At 72.7% G+C, this 13,114-nt stretch carries 11 protein-coding genes; 10 read left to right on the top strand and 1 reads right to left on the bottom strand.

Annotation, left to right across the window (positions count from 1 at the left end; genetic code table 11):
- The first annotated feature begins 575 nt into the window (after positions 1-575).
- The 7 genes from AC507J_RS26310 to dapB all read left to right on the top strand — a co-directional run bounded on the left by AC507J_RS26310 (position 576) and on the right by dapB (position 9,269).
- Positions 576-1,928, top strand: a complete 1,353-nt coding sequence (locus tag AC507J_RS26310) for an MATE family efflux transporter (RefSeq protein ID WP_496292098.1) — start codon at positions 576-578, stop codon at positions 1,926-1,928.
- 143 nt (positions 1,929-2,071) lie between these two features.
- Positions 2,072-2,974 carry a tRNA pseudouridine(55) synthase TruB gene (truB, locus tag AC507J_RS26305; RefSeq protein WP_496292192.1) on the top strand — a complete coding sequence of 301 codons (903 nt, stop codon included), beginning with the start codon at positions 2,072-2,074 and terminating at the stop codon, positions 2,972-2,974.
- A gap of 45 nt (positions 2,975-3,019) precedes the next feature.
- Complete coding sequence (locus tag AC507J_RS26300) at positions 3,020-3,949, top strand: bifunctional riboflavin kinase/FAD synthetase (protein WP_496292096.1); 930 nt, start codon at positions 3,020-3,022, stop codon at positions 3,947-3,949.
- 172 nt (positions 3,950-4,121) lie between these two features.
- Positions 4,122-4,391, top strand: a complete 270-nt coding sequence (gene rpsO, locus AC507J_RS26295) for a 30S ribosomal protein S15 (protein WP_111243763.1) — start codon at positions 4,122-4,124, stop codon at positions 4,389-4,391.
- Between the two features lie 221 nt (positions 4,392-4,612).
- Positions 4,613-6,979: a polyribonucleotide nucleotidyltransferase gene (locus AC507J_RS26290; RefSeq protein WP_496292094.1), complete on the top strand. Its 2,367-nt coding sequence runs from the start codon at positions 4,613-4,615 to the stop codon at positions 6,977-6,979.
- Positions 6,980-7,123: 144 nt separating this feature from the next.
- Positions 7,124-8,485: a M16 family metallopeptidase gene (locus tag AC507J_RS26285; RefSeq protein WP_496292190.1), complete on the top strand. Its 1,362-nt coding sequence runs from the start codon at positions 7,124-7,126 to the stop codon at positions 8,483-8,485.
- 19 nt (positions 8,486-8,504) lie between these two features.
- Positions 8,505-9,269, top strand: coding sequence for a 4-hydroxy-tetrahydrodipicolinate reductase (gene dapB / locus AC507J_RS26280; RefSeq protein WP_496292092.1), 765 nt, complete (start codon positions 8,505-8,507; stop codon positions 9,267-9,269).
- A gap of 25 nt (positions 9,270-9,294) precedes the next feature.
- Here dapB and AC507J_RS26275 read toward each other — a convergent pair whose 3' ends face one another.
- Complete coding sequence (locus tag AC507J_RS26275; protein WP_496292090.1) at positions 9,295-9,876, bottom strand: GNAT family N-acetyltransferase; 582 nt, start codon at positions 9,874-9,876, stop codon at positions 9,295-9,297.
- A 35-nt stretch (positions 9,877-9,911) separates the two neighbouring features.
- On the opposite strand from AC507J_RS26275, the gene AC507J_RS26270 reads away from it, so the two are divergent.
- The 3 genes from AC507J_RS26270 to AC507J_RS26260 all read left to right on the top strand — a co-directional run.
- Positions 9,912-11,216 carry a glycosyltransferase family 87 protein gene (locus AC507J_RS26270; RefSeq protein WP_496292088.1) on the top strand — a complete coding sequence of 435 codons (1,305 nt, stop codon included), beginning with the start codon at positions 9,912-9,914 and terminating at the stop codon, positions 11,214-11,216.
- Positions 11,217-11,226: 10 nt separating this feature from the next.
- On the top strand, positions 11,227-12,456 hold the full coding sequence (locus AC507J_RS26265) for a winged helix-turn-helix domain-containing protein (RefSeq protein ID WP_496292086.1): 1,230 nt from the start codon (positions 11,227-11,229) through the stop codon (positions 12,454-12,456).
- On the top strand, positions 12,453-13,114 hold a 662-nt coding region (locus AC507J_RS26260; protein ID WP_496292084.1), incomplete at its 3' end, for a DUF2752 domain-containing protein. The genes AC507J_RS26265 and AC507J_RS26260, both read left to right, overlap by 4 nt.

The raw sequence follows: 13,114 nt of genomic DNA, 5'->3' as shown, positions 1-13,114 counted from the left end.
GCGCCTGTCTACCGGTATCCGACCGCCCGGTGACAGGTATCCGAGTTGTCCAGATGGCGGGAACAGCGCGCACCATGTGGACCTGAACGATAACTTGGGAATTGGCCGGCGTTGCTTTGACGCAGGTCAGGGGTGGCGGAGCCATACCCGGCGCCGCTTCTCTCCAGGGTCGACCGACCCGGGCCACCACGTCGCCCAGCCATCGCTCCGGTGACCCCGGAGCAGGTTCCGGGTGTCTGTCGAAACACCGCCCGTGACGCAGCACCGCGTGCCCTGGAAAGGGGTCCACCATGCCCGCCAAGCCCAAGCCGGAGACCACCGACGAAGCCCGGGAGCAGGCCCGTCGCGCCCTGCAGACCTCCATGGACACCCGTCAGTGACCGTACTCGACCGGCGGTGACGCCGAGCCGTCGGAGCGCGTACGGCGTCACCGCCCTCGTCGCGTCGGTCGTCCGACCCCGGTCCGCGCCGCCGGCCTGTCCTTCCGCCCGCCTGAGCGGGCGACGGAAGCCCACGTCAGGTAAGTAGCGCAGAAGCTTGCTCCCCTTACGGCTCACGTGCCACCATCTGCGGCGATGAGCCAGTCCACCCTTGCCGCCGACCGGGTCGCCACACCCCGTCGGATCGCCGCGCTCGCCCTGCCGGCCCTCGTGGTCCTCGCCGCCGAGCCGATCTACGTCCTGGTCGACACGGCGGTCGTCGGCCATCTGGGCCGAGTTCCGCTGGCCGCCGTGGCCGTCGGCGGCACGGTGATGACCCTGACCGCCTGGCTGGGCACCGTTGTGGCGTACGGCACGACCGGACGGGCCGCCCGCCGCTTCGGCGCGGGCGACCGCGCCGCCGCCGTGGCCGAGGGTGTCCAGTCGTCCTGGCTGGCGCTTGCCGCCGGCCTGCTGGTCGTGGTCGGCATGCAGTTCGGCGGCGGTGCCCTGGCCAATGCCCTGGCCGGGGGTGGCGAGGTCGGCCGCGCCGCCGGCGAGTGGCTGCGGGTCGCCTCGTTCGGCGCTCCCGGGCTGCTGCTCGCCGCCGCCGGGAACGGCTGGCTGCGCGGGGTGCAGGACACCCGCCGCCCGCTGCTCTTCGTGCTCGGCCCCAACCTGCTCTCCGCGGTGTTGTGCCCGGTGCTTGTCTATCCGGTGGGGATGGGGCTGATCGGCTCGGCGGTGGCGAACGTCATCGCGCAGACCCTCTGCGGAGCGCTCTTCGCGGCCGCGCTGGTGTCCGAACGGGTGGCGTTGCGTCCCCGTCCCCGGATCATCGGTCAGCAACTGGTGCTCGGCCGGGACCTGCTGATCCGGGGCCTGGCCTTCCAAGCCAGTTTCCTCTCCGCCACGGCGGTCGCCGCGCGGTTCGGCGCGGCGGTGGTCGGTGCCCACCAGATCGCCGTGCAGCTCTGGTTCTTCGCGGCGCTGGTGCTCGACGCGCTGGCGATCGCCGCGCAGGCACTTGTCGGTGCCGCGCTCGGTGCCGGGGACGCCGCGGTGGCCCGGGCCCTGGCCCGGCGGATCGCATGGTTCGGTGCGGTCTGCGGTACGGCGTTCGCCGGGCTGGCGCTGGCCGGTGCCGGTGTGGTGCCGACCTGGTTCACCTCGGAGCGGGCCGTGCACGAGCAGGCGCTGGTGGCGTGGCCCTGGTTCGTCGCGATGCTGCCGCTGGCCGGTGTGGTGTTCGCCCTCGACGGGGTGCTGATCGGTGCGGGCGACATCCGCTACCTGCGCAACCTCACCGTGGTCGGCGCGCTGGGCGGGTTCCTGCCGGCGATCTGGCTCGCCTACGCCTTCGACCTGGGGCTGGGCGGCATCTGGGCCGGGCTGATGCTCTTCGTCGTGATCCGCCTGGTCGGCCTGCTGCTGCGGTTGCGCAACGGCGCCTGGGCGGTGACCGGCGCGGTCCGCAGCGAACCCCGATCGGGCGCGGCACCCGCCTGATCAGGCCCGGCCGGAGCGGATCAGGCCCGGCCGTAGAGGGCGTGGACGGAGAGCACCAGGAGCAGGATCATCGTGGCGCAGGGTGCGACGGAGGGCATCCCGTTTCGGGTCGACCGTGGCGGTGCTCGGCCGTCCGGAAGGGTCTGGCAGGCTTGCACGTCGTGAGCGCAGACGGTCTGATCGTGGTGGACAAGCCCGGCGGTGTGACGTCGCACGACGTCGTGGCGCGGATCCGTCGGCTCGCGCGTACCCGCCGCGTCGGGCACGGCGGCACCCTCGATCCGATGGCCACCGGAGTGCTGGTGATCGGCGTGGGCCGGGCCACCCGCCTGCTGACGTACGTGATCGGCGCGGGCAAGAGCTACACCGCCACCATCCGGCTCGGTCAGGCCACCGTCACCGACGACGCCGAGGGGGACGTGATCGCCACCACGCCCGCCGGCCGGCTCACCGACGACGACGTCCGGTCGGCGCTGGCCGCGTTGACCGGTGAGATCGACCAGGTGCCGAGCGCGGTGAGCGCGATCAAGGTCAACGGCCAGCGGGCGTACAAGCGGGTCCGCGAGGGGGAGAACGTCGAACTGCCGGCCCGCCGGGTCACCGTCTCCCGGCTCGAGGTGCTGGCGATCCGGCGGGACCAGCCCGACGTGGTCGACGTCGACGTCGAGGTGAGCTGCTCCACCGGCACGTACATCCGGGCCATCGCCCGGGACGCGGGCCTGGCGCTGGGCGTGGGCGGGCACCTGACCGCGCTGCGGCGTACCGCGGTGGGCGGTTTCCACCTGGGCGAGGCCGCCACCCTCGACGACCTGGAGCGGCGGGTGCCCGACGTGGTCGACCTGCCCCTCGCCGTCGCGGCCGAACGGTTCTTCCCACGCCGGGACGCCAGCGCGGAGGAGGCGAAGGTGCTGTCCCACGGCGGGCCGCTGGAGGCGGTCGGTCGCAGCGGGCCGTACGCCGTCTTCGACCCCGCCGGTGGGCTGATCGCTATCGTCAGCGAGCGGGCCGGCCGGGCCCGCGCGGAGATCGTGCTGGCCCCGGCCTGACGGCGGATCCCGGTCCGGTCCGCGGGACGACAGGAGAGGAAGAGCATGCAGCGGTGGCGGGGGTACGACGCGGCGCCCGGTGGTTGGGGGCGGTCGGTCGTCACCATCGGCGTCTTCGACGGCGTACACAAGGGGCACCAGGCGACAATCGGGCACACCGTGGCCCGGGCCCGTGAACTGGGCGTGCAGTCGGTGGTGGTCACCTTCGACCCGCACCCGGCCGAGGTGGTCCGGCCCGGATCGCACCCGGCGGTGCTCACCGAACCGGCGCGCAAGGCGGAGCTGATCGAGGCACTCGGGGTGGACGTGCTCTGCGTGGTGCCGTTCACCGCGGAGTTCTCCCGGCTGCCAGCCGAGGCGTTCGTGCACGACGTCCTGGTCGAACACCTGCACGCCGCGCTTGTGGTGGTGGGCGACAACTTCCGGTTCGGGCACCGGGCGGCCGGCGACGTGGCGCTGCTGGAGCGGCTGGGCCGCACGTTCGGGTTCGCCGTCGAGGGCGCCCCGCTGGTGGCCGAGTCCGGCACCGTCTTCTCCTCCACGTACATCCGCTCCTGCGTCGACGCCGGTGACGTGACGGCGGCGGCCGCCGCGCTGGGCCGTCCGCACCGGCTGGAAGGGGTGGTGGTCCGGGGCGATCAGCGCGGCCGTGAGCTGGGCTTCCCGACCGCGAACCTGCTCTGTCACCGGTATGCGGCGGTCCCCGCCGACGGCATCTACGCCGCCCGGATGGTCCGCCGGGGGCAGCGACAGACCCTGGCCGCCGCCGTGTCGATCGGCACCAACCCGACCTTCTCCGGCCGGGAGCGCCGGGTCGAGGCGTACGCCCTGGACTTCGACGGCGACCTGTACGGCGAGCGGCTCGCCCTGGACTTCGTGGCGCACCTGCGCGGACAGATCCGGTTCGACTCGATCGAGCCCCTGGTGGCGCAGATCACCGAGGATGTCCAGCGGACCCGCCGGGCGCTGGCCTGACGGGCCTTGACCGGAAGATTCGCACGAGGTGGTGTACGGTGGGGAGGACGTCGGCTGACCGACGTAGGGCCTCGCATGCCTGCTCGACGCCGCGGGTGCGAGGACCGTTCGTCGCCGGTGCCCGAGCCCGGCCCGACGGACAGCATCGACAACCCACTGAAACAGGGAGAACATGGCGCTCGACCAGCAGTCCAAGGCCAAGATCCGCGAGGAGTACGCGACCGTCGAGGGCGACACCGGTTCGCCCGAGGTTCAGGTCGCGGTCCTCACCAAGCGGATCGCCGACCTCACCGAGCACCTGAAGGTGCACAAGCACGACCACCACAGCCGCCGTGGGCTGCTGCTGCTGGTCGGCCGTCGCCGTCGGTTGCTCAACTACGTCCAGAAGAAGGACATCAACCGCTACCGGTCGCTCATCGAGCGGCTCGGTCTGCGCCGGTGACTCGGACGGGGGAGTGGCCCGACCTGGCCGCTCCCCCGTCGGCGTCCCCACCCGAGACACGGGCCGCGACCCCCAAGAGGAGCCGTCGGCGTACCGGTCTCCGGTAGTGGCCTCCGGGCATCGCGGCATCCCGCCGGCGGTCCCGGGCGCTTCGATCGAAGACCGGCCGTCCGCACAGCTCCCGCGTCGTGGCCCCCGATGCGAAGGAGCACGTCAACACCATGACCGAGACCAGACTCGGCACCGAATCCCGCACCGCCGTGATCGACAACGGGTCGTTCGGCACCCGTGAGATCACCTTCTCCACCGGCCGGCTGGCCCGCCAGGCCGCCGGCTCCGTCATCGCCCAGCTGGCCGAGACGGTAGTCCTCTCCGCCACCACCGTCGGCAAGCAGCCGAAGGAGCAGTTCGACTTCTTCCCGCTGACCGTCGACGTCGAGGAGCGGATGTACGCCGCCGGGCGCATCCCCGGCTCGTTCTTCCGTCGCGAGGGGCGGCCCAGCGAGGACGCCATCCTCACCTGCCGCCTGATCGACCGGCCGCTGCGCCCGTCGTTCGTCAAGGGCCTGCGCAACGAGGTCCAGGTCGTCGAGACCATCCTCGCGCTCGACCCGCAGCACCCGTACGACGTGGTGGCGATCAACGCCGCCTCGATGTCGACCAAGCTCTCCGGCCTGCCGTTCTCCGGCCCGATCGGGGCCACCCGGATGGCCCACGTCGACGGCCAGTGGGTCGCCTTCCCGACCCACGAGGAGCTGGCGCGGGCCACCTTCGACATGGTCGTGGCCGGCCGCGCCCTGCCCGACGGCGACGTGGCGATCATGATGGTCGAGGCGGAGGCCACCGAGCACACCGTCAAGCTGGTCGCCGGCGGTGCCGCCGCGCCGACCGAGGAGGTCGTGGCCAGCGGCCTGGAGGCCGCCAAGCCGGCCATCCGCGAGCTGTGCCGGGCGCAGAGCGAGCTGGCCGAGGTGGCCGCCAAGCCGGTCGCCGAGTTCCCGGTCTTCCTGGACTACCAGGACGACGTGTACGACGCGGTCGCCGACCTGGCCCGCGCCGACGTCGCCGAGGCCCTCCAGATCGCCGGCAAGGCGGACCGCGAGGGTGCCCTGGACGCGATCAAGGCCCGCCTGCTGGAGGAACTGGGCCCGCGCTTCGAGGGCCGGGAAAAGGAGCTTTCCGCCGCCTTCCGCTCGCTCACCAAGTCCGAGGTACGCAGCCGGGTGCTGCGCGAGCAGGTCCGCATCGACGGCCGGGGCCCGCGCGAGATCCGTCCGCTGACCGCCGAGGTCGGCGTGCTGCCGCGGGTGCACGGCTCGGCGCTGTTCGAGCGCGGCGAGACCCAGATCCTGGGCGTCACCACGCTCAACATGCTGCGCATGGAGCAGGCGCTGGACACCCTCTCCCCGGAGAAGTCCAAGCGCTACATGCACAACTACAACTTCCCGCCGTACTCCACCGGTGAGACCGGCCGGGTCGGCTCGCCGAAGCGTCGCGAGATCGGGCACGGTGCCCTCGCGGAGCGGGCGCTGATCCCGGTGCTGCCCTCGCGCGAAGAGTTCCCGTACGCCATCCGGCAGGTCTCCGAGGCGCTCAGCTCCAACGGCTCCACCTCGATGGGCTCGGTCTGCGCCTCGACGCTGGGCCTGCTCTCCGCCGGTGTGCCGCTGAAGGCGCCGGTGGCCGGCATCGCCATGGGCCTGATCTCCGACGAGGTCGACGGCAAGACCCAGTACGTGACGCTCACCGACATCCTCGGTGCCGAGGACGCCTTCGGCGACATGGACTTCAAGGTCGCCGGCACCCGGGACTTCGTCACCGCGCTCCAGCTCGACACCAAGCTCGACGGCATCCCGTCCGACGTGCTGGCCGCCGCGCTCCAGCAGGCGCACGAGGCTCGGCAGACCATCCTCGACGTGATGCAGCGGGCGATCGAGGCCCCGGCCGAGATGTCCGACTACGCGCCGCGGGTCACCACCGTGAAGATCCCGGTCGACAAGATCGGCATGGTGATCGGCCCGAAGGGCCAGACCATCAACGCCATCCAGGACGAGACCGGCGCCGAGATCTCCATCGAGGACGACGGCACGATCTACGTCGGTGCCACCAACGGCCCGTCGGCGCAGGCCGCGGTCGAGCGGATCAACGCGATCGCCAACCCGACCCTGCCGAAGACCGGCGACCGCTTCCTCGGCACCGTGGTCAAGACCGCACCGTTCGGCGCGTTCATCTCGCTGCTGCCGGGCCGCGACGGCCTGCTGCACATCTCCAAGGTGGGCGACGGCAAGCGGGTCGAGAAGGTCGAGGACTTCCTCAACGTCGGCGACAAGGTCGAGGTCGAGATCGCCGACATCGACCAGCGCGGCAAGATCTACCTGGACAAGGTCCGCCCGGAGGGCGCCGAGGCGCCGGCTCCGGCCGAGGCCGGTGACGAGCGGCCGGCCAGCCGGGACCGGGGCGACCGGGCCCCGCGCGACCGGGGCGACCGCGAGCGCGGTGGCGACCGGGGTGGCCGTGGCCCGGAGCGGGGCGAGGGCGGCGAGGGCGGCGGCGACTCCCGCCCGCGGCGTCGCACCCGGCACAGCTGAGCTCCGAGCAGCCGTACTGATCCGCTGACCGGCCGGGCGACGATGTCGCCCGGCCGGTTCGTCACCCACCACTCTTCGTCGTACTGGAAGCAGGTTGCTGTGAGCCGCACCCGGCGTTCGTCCCGTCCCGTGGCCGCACCGGGGGTGACACCGCCCGGCGCCGGTCGACACGCCACCGCGACCGGCCGGGCCGCCGGTGCTCCGACCCGGGCGGTGACCAGGACGCTGAGCGACGACCCGCTGGGCGGTACGGTGCGCCGCACGGTGCTGCCCAGCGGGCTGCGCGTGCTCACCGAGGCGATCCCGGCGATGCGCAGCGTCTCCTTCGGCATTTGGGTGGCGGTCGGCTCACGGGACGAGACCGGCCCGCAGGCCGGCGCCGCGCACTTCCTGGAGCACCTGCTCTTCAAGGGCACCCACAAGCGGGGCGCGCTGGAGATCTCCTCGTCGATCGAGGCGGTCGGCGGGGAGACCAACGCCTTCACCACGAAGGAATACACCTGCTACTACGCCCGGGTGCTGGACGAGGACCTGCCGCTGGCCATCGACGTGATGTGCGACCTGGTCGCCGACTCGGTGCTGGAACCGGCCGACGTCGAGACCGAGCGCGGCGTGATCCTCGAAGAGATCGCCATGCACGACGACGAGCCCGGCGACGAGGTGCACGACCTGTTCGCCCGGGCCGTCTACGGTGATCACCCGCTGGGCCGGCTGATCTCCGGCACCGCGGAGACGGTCACCCCGATGACCCGCCGGCAGATCCAGGGCTTCTACCGTCGCCGGTACGTGGCGCCGCAGATCGTCATCGCCGCCGCCGGCAACCTCGACCACACGACCGTGGTCCGGCTGGTCCGCCAGGCGTTGCAGGGCAGCCCGCTGGACACCGACCCGGCTGCGCCGGCACCGTACCGGCCGACCAGCCCGGCGGTACGCACCCGGGCGGCCAGCACGGTGGTGGAGGCGAAGGAGACCGAGCAGGCGCATGTGGTGCTCGGCTGCCCCGGCATCGACCGGCTCGACGAGCGCCGCTTCGCCCTCGGGGTGCTGAACAACGTGCTCGGCGGTGGGATGTCGAGCCGACTGTTCCAGGAGATCCGCGAGCGCCGCGGACTGGCCTACTCGGTCTACTCCTACGCCAGCCAGTACGCCGACAGCGGGCTTTTCGGCGTCTACGCCGGCTGTGCGCCGACCCGGGTCAACGAGGTGCTCGAACTGACCCGGGCCGAGCTGGCCCGGGTCGCCGAACACGGCATCACCGAGGCCGAACTCGCCCGGGGCAAGGGGATGAGCAAGGGCTCGTTCGTGCTCGGTCTGGAGGACACCGGCTCACGGATGAGCAGGTTGGCCAAGGGCGAACTGCTCTACGGCGACCTGATGCCGGTCAACGAACTGCTCGACCGGGTCGACGCGGTCAGTCTCGACGAGGTCAACACCCTCGCCGCCGACCTGCTCGCCCGGCCGATGTCCCTGGCGGTGGTCGGTCCGTTCGGCGAGTCCGACTTCTGATTGGGATAGGTTGTGCCGCGTGACTGACGAGCAGGAGCAGGGCGCGATCCGGGTTGCTGTGCTGGGCGCGCGGGGCCGGATGGGTGCCGAGGTGTGCAAGGCGGTCGACGGGGCCGCCGACATGACGTTGGTGGCCGCGGTCGACCAGGGCGACGAACTGGCCGCCATCGCGGACGCCGGTGCGCAGGTGGTCGTCGACTTCACCACGCCGGACGTCGTCATGGAGAATCTGCGCTGGTGCGTCGAGCGGGGCATCCACGCGGTCGTCGGCACCACCGGCTTCACCGGGCAGCGCCTCGACCAGGTGCGCGACTGGTTGGCCGGCAAAGCCGGCGTGGGCGTGGTGATCGCCCCCAACTTCGGCATCGGCGCCGTACTGATGATGCAGTTCGCCGCCCGCGCCGCCCGGCACTTCGAGTCCGTCGAGATCATCGAGCAGCACCACCCGCGCAAGCTCGACGCGCCGAGCGGCACCGCCACCCACACCGCCCGCCTGATCGCCGCCGCCCGCGCCGAGGCCGGCCTCGACCCGGCACCGGACGCCACGAAGGACGAGGTCGCCGGCGCCCGGGGTGCCGACATCGACGGGGTACGCGTGCACGCGGTCCGGGCCACCGGCCTGGTCGCCCACCAGGAGGTGCTCTTCGGCACCACCGGCGAGACGCTCACCATCCGGCACGACTCGTACGACCGGGTCTCGTTCATGCCCGGGGTGCTGGTCGCGGTCCGCGCGGTCGGCGACCGCCCCGGCCTGACCGTCGGCCTGGACCCGCTGCTCGACTGAACGCATCCGGGACGGCCGGGCCCGGTCAGCTGGGCTCGGCCGCCTCGGTGGGGAGCACCACGTGCAGGCGGAGCTGGGGCACCAGCATGTCGTCCACGTCCAGCGCGCGGCCCGCGCCGTCGGGCTGCCAGCCGGCGGCGGTGAGGAACTTGCGGGACGCCTGATCGCCCTCGAAGACCCAGGCCACCGCCGTGTCGAAGCCGGACTCCCGCCACAGGTCGACGCTTGCGGCGAGCAGCCGGCTGCCGTGCCCTCGCCGGCCCCAGCGCGGCTCGACCAGGAGGTCGGTCACCGCGACCACGCCCGCGCCGAGCGCGTCGGCGGGCTCGTTCGGGGCGAGCGCCTCGGCGTCGACCGGGCCGGAAGCGGCGAAACCCACCAGATACGATTGCTCGGCCTGCTCGACGGCGACCAGCACCCGGTGGGTGTCACCGGGTGGCTGGCGCACCGCGGCGTCCCAGCGTTGCGCGAGCCACGCCTCGTCGAGGTTCTCCAGCACGTGCCGGGGCAGCAGCCGCCGGTAGGCGGCCCGCCAGGTGGCGAGCTGGATGCGGGCGATCTCGGCGACGTCCTCCGGACGCGCCGGGCGGACAAACCCGAGAGCCATGGGACAACAGCCTACGCAGGGCGAGGGAGACGACGTTGGCGCAGGGTGCCAGGCGGACGCTCGGGCAGATCGTCGCGGTGGTGCTGCTCGCCGTCGCGGTGGCCGCGTTCCTGTCCGTGGCGGCGGTCCGGCACGGCTTCTTCGACCTCCAGGTCTACCGGGGCGCGCTGGTCTGGTGGGTGCACGACGGCGGGGAGATCTACGACTATCTGCGGCCCGGAACCCAGTACGGCTTCACCTATCCACCCTTCGCCGCGCTGGTGATGCTGCCGATGGCGTACCTGTCCTGGCATCCGGCGATCGTGGTGAGCGTCGCGGCCGGCGTGGTCACCAGCGCGGTGGTGATCTGGTGGCTGCTGGATCCGGTGTCGCGGCGGGCCGGGTGGACCCGCTGGTTCGCCTTCGCTCTGGCGCTCTGCCTTGCCGCCGCCTTCGAGCCGATGCGCGAGACCATCAACTTCGGCCAGGTCAACACGTTGCTGCTGTTCCTGGTCGCGGTGGACCTGCTCCGGCTGCTGCCGCGCGGCAGCCGGTGGGCCGGCGTCGGCATCGGTCTGGCCACCGCGATCAAGCTCACCCCGGGCATCTTCATCGTCTACCTGCTGGTCACCGGGCGGGTACGGGCGGCGGTCACCGCCATCGGTGCCGCGACCGGCGCGACCCTGCTGGCGGCCGGGCTGTTTCCGGACGCCTCGCGGGAGTTCTGGACCACCGCGCTGTGGAACACCGGGCGGGTCGGTGAACTCGCCTTCGTCTCCAACCAGTCGCTGCGCGGTGTGGTGGCCCGGCTCGACCCGACCAGTCCCAGCACGCTGGCCTGGCTGGCGCTGGCCGCCGCGACGGTGGCGCTCTGGGTGTGGCGGTCCCGGGTCACCGCTGCCGCCGGTGACGAGGCAACCGGCCTGGCGCTGACCGGCACGGTGATGTGCCTGGTCAGCCCGGTCACCTGGGTACACCACCTGGTCTGGCTGCTGCCCGGGTTGATCCTGCTGGTCGACAACGGCATGGCCGCGCCGTCGCGCAGCCGCCGGCGCCGCGTCCTGCTGGTCGCCGCGGCCGTCGGGTACGCGTTCCTGATCAGCCGGATCGTCTGGGCCTGGGAGCAGGACTTCAGCGGAGTGGACGGCTTCCTGTTCAGCAACACCTACGTCTGGATCAGCCTGGCGATGCTGGCCTTCCTGCCGGTGCGACAGCCGACCCGACCCGCCCAGCCGCTCGGCGCGCCCGCCCAGCCGCTCGGCGCGCCCGCCCAGCCGGCTGCCGCGCCCGACGAGCCGGGCGGTGCGGCGCGAGCCGACCGGCCCGGGCGGCAGCCCGCCGATGTCGTACCGCTGACGTAGCCTGCCGGCGATGGTCGCACCGGAATCAATCTCGCTCAGCCAGGCCCGGCGGATCGCGCTTGCCGCACAGGGTTTCACGGACCCCGCGCCGACCGGGGTGCCCACCCGTCGGCACCTGCGCCGGGTGCTCGACCGGGTCGGCCTGATCCAGATGGACTCGGTGAACGTGCTGCAACGGGCGCACTACCTGCCGCTCTACAGCCGGCTCGGGCCCTATCCGACGACGCTGCTCGACTCGGCCGCCTACCGCCGCCCGCGCGAGCTGTTCGAATACTGGGGCCACGAGGCGTCGCTGGTGCCGGTGAGCCTGCATCCGATGCTGCGCTGGCGGATGGCCCGGGCGCGCGCCGACGCCTGGGGCGGCATGCGTCGCATCGCGCAGGAGCAGCCCAAGCTGGTGGCCTGGGTACGCGACGAGGTGGCCGCCCGGGGCCCGCTGACGGTGGTCGAGATCGAGCACGATGCACCCCGGCAGACCGGCAACTGGGGATGGAACTGGTCGGCGGTCAAACAGGCGCTGGAATATCTCTTCTGGGCCGGCGAGGTCTGTGCGGCGGAGCGCACCACCTCGTTCGCCCGCCGCTACGACCTGCCCGAGCGGGTGTTGCCGGCCACGGTGCTGGACGCGCCCACACCCACCGACGCCGAGGCGTACCGCATCCTGGTCGGCATCGCCGCCCGATCGCTCGGGGTGGCCGCGGAGCTGGAGCTGCGCGACTACTTCCGGCTGCCGGTGGCCGGGGCCCGGCAGGCCATCGCCGAGCTGGTCGAGGCGGGGGAGTTGCGACCGGTGACGGTGCCGGGCTGGCGGCAGCCGGCGTGGCTGCACGCGTCGGCCCGGTTGCCCCGCTGGGTCCGGGGCAACACCCTGGTCAGCCCCTTCGACCCGCTGGTCTGGGAACGGTCCCGCACCGAGCGGCTCTTCGGCTTCAGCTACCGGATCGAGATCTACGTTCCCGCGCCGAAGCGGGTCCACGGCTACTACGTGCTGCCCTTCCGGCAGGGCGAGCGGTTCACCGCCCGGGTCGACCTGAAGGCCGACCGTAAGGCCGGCGTACTGCTGGTGCCGGCCGCCTGGGTGGAGCCGGGCGCAGACCCGGGCGAGACCGCGGTGGCGCTCGCCGCCGAGCTGTACCGGCTCGCCGGCTGGCTCGGCCTGGACGCGGTGGCGCCACCGCTCGCCGGTGACCTCGCGGCCCCGTTGGCCGCCGCGCTGACCGGCGTCGCCGGTGTACGGTGAGCTTCGTGACGAGCGTTGACCGACCGCCCGCCCAGCCGCAGCCGCCCACTGGGGAGCCGGCCGGCGCGGCGGTCGCGCCCGAGGGGTGGCCGGCGGCACACGTCGACGGCCACCCCGGCGGCTACCCGGCGGATCACCCCGGTGGTCATCCGACGGGCCACCCCGGCGGCTACCCGGCGGATCACCACGGTGGTCATCCGACGGGCCAGCCGGGCGGCTATCCGGCGGGCTACCCGGTGGCCGAGCCGGACCGGTTGACCCGGCTCGTGACGCGGCTGCACGCCCGCACGCCGCGCTGGGTGGTTCCGTTGGCCGCGCTCGGCTGTGTCGCCGCCGGCATCGGCTACACGCTGCTCAGTGACCCCACCCGGTCGGCACCGGACGCCCTGCCGTCCTGCCTGCTCAAGCTCACCACCGGGCTGGACTGTCCGGGCTGCGGCGGCACCCGTGCCCTCTGGTACGTGCTGCACGCCGACCTGCCGGCCGCCGCCCGACACCACTTCCTCTTCGTCTTCGCGCTGCCCTTCCTGGCCTACTTCTTCCTCGCCTGGGCCGGTCGGCAGGCGTTCGGCTGGCGGCTGCCCGAGCTACGGGTCAGCCCCAAGGTGATCGGCGGCTTCCTGGCCGCCTGGCTGGCCTTCTCGGTGGTCCGTAACCT

Source organism: Micromonospora sp. PRAS1 (assembly GCF_059553435.1).
This window is presented reverse-complemented; position numbering and strand designations above follow the sequence as displayed.

Bases quoted from the DNA above. Each gene is read 5' to 3' on its own strand.
- AC507J_RS26310 (WP_496292098.1), top strand. From the start codon at position 576: ATGAGCCAGTCCACCCTTGCCGCCGACCGGGTCGCCACACCCCGTCGG.
- AC507J_RS26300 (WP_496292096.1), top strand. From the start codon at position 3,020: ATGCAGCGGTGGCGGGGGTACGACGCGGCGCCCGGTGGTTGGGGGCGG.
- rpsO (WP_111243763.1), top strand. From the start codon at position 4,122: ATGGCGCTCGACCAGCAGTCCAAGGCCAAGATCCGCGAGGAGTACGCG.
- AC507J_RS26290 (WP_496292094.1), top strand. From the start codon at position 4,613: ATGACCGAGACCAGACTCGGCACCGAATCCCGCACCGCCGTGATCGAC.
- AC507J_RS26275 (WP_496292090.1), bottom strand. From the start codon at position 9,876: ATGGCTCTCGGGTTTGTCCGCCCGGCGCGTCCGGAGGACGTCGCCGAG.
- AC507J_RS26265 (WP_496292086.1), top strand. From the start codon at position 11,227: ATGGTCGCACCGGAATCAATCTCGCTCAGCCAGGCCCGGCGGATCGCG.